The sequence below is a fragment of the Oleiphilus sp. HI0043 genome (assembly GCF_001634935.1).
In genome coordinates, this window is record NZ_LWEY01000180.1 from 1 (window position 1) to 1,055 (window position 1,055).

The 1,055-nt window shown below is 43.6% G+C and carries 1 protein-coding gene; it reads left to right on the forward strand.

All coding sequences use genetic code 11. From position 1 onward, the window contains the following. On the forward strand, window positions 1-1,055 hold a 1,055-nt coding region (locus A3729_RS03180), incomplete at both ends, for a CHASE2 domain-containing protein (RefSeq protein ID WP_156497608.1).

Below are 1,055 nucleotides of genomic sequence, written 5' to 3' on the forward strand. Positions count from 1 at the left end.
GCATTTCGCGACAAGACCATTTTGATCGGCGCAACGGCTGCAGGTCTAGGCGATATTATTCCAACGCCTGTATCAAGAAGCGGCACCTCAATGTCTGGCGTTGAACTCCATGCCAACGCCTACTCTGCACTACTTAATAATACCGCTATTCGACCTGTTGATTCGGTTTGGGCTTACTTGCTGACATTTGCTTTCATCATGATCCCTATCCTGCTGTTTCCGCGACTCAAACCAACGCATGTCTTACCTTCTGCGATCCTGCTAGTACTGTTGGTTTTTAGTTTTAGCTACCTACTAATACTACTAGATAAGACCTGGTTTCCACCCATTAATGCAATCATTGGTATTTTACTCGCATACCCTTTGTGGAGCTGGCAACGCATGCGGCAGCTAAACCAATTTTTAAACCATGAGTTGGAAAGGCTTGAAAAAGAACCTGCGATTAGCTTCCGTCATATCGGTCAGCACCCGGTGCAAGAAATCTTCGAATCTTTAAATGCCCTGCTAAAACCTAAGCACTACGTTCTACTTAAAGATAAGCAAATTATTCTGCAAGATGAACATACGCCGCTTAGTTACCAGCGCTTAAAATCAACAAACAAGTGGATGCATGATGGGCACACCAGCTGGATAACCCTAGCTCAGGAATCTGACTCTGGCGTGACATCCTTCTACCATATGGGCTTTGTATGGGCTCATCCAACCAACCTATCTGAACATCAGGACTATCTAAACAAACTCGACTTCACAACACCACTAGCACGCAATAAGCCCCGATATTATGAGAAGGTTGCCAATCGAATATCACAGGTACGTGAAGCAATACATTCCATGCAAGACATGAGAACCTTTATATCAAAAGGCTTCGAAGAAATTCCCAATGCGGTATTTGTTACCGACCCTGTTGGCTTAATCGTATTTACCAATAGTCATGCTCAAACTTGGTTTTCTGAATCAAACGGAACGCTACTAGGACAAGCTATTTGTACATTGTTTGACCCCCAACAAAACATTCAGCTAAGTCAAAATATGAGTAAGGTATTAGTCAACGGCGC